We start from the raw sequence: 202 nt of genomic DNA, 5'->3' as shown, positions 1-202 counted from the left end.
GCAACAGCCACGCTGCTCGAATTTATCGATCTCTACTTAGGCGATTCCCAAGATAAGCTTGATGCAATAGGTGGTAACAATTTAGACAAACGCTTAGATTCTCAGATTAAGGCAAGTGTTGAGAGGTACTTAGTTACGAGTAACAATAGTAACGCCAGTCCGACCAACGAAACAATAATAGCTATTTGCGAAAGACTTGATA

General features: G+C 40.6%; 1 pseudogene. It reads left to right on the top strand.

Features of this window, described 5'->3' with window-relative positions:
* Positions 1 to 202: pseudogene (locus tag ACEYW6_RS36905) on the top strand (hypothetical protein); the annotation flags it as partial.

Origin of the sequence: Nostoc sp. UIC 10607 (assembly GCF_047228265.1) — a bacterium.
Lineage (GTDB): Bacteria > Cyanobacteriota > Cyanobacteriia > Cyanobacteriales > Nostocaceae > Nostoc > Nostoc foliaceum_A.
Note: the sequence above shows the minus strand (reverse complement) of the source record. Positions and strands in the feature narration are given on the sequence as shown.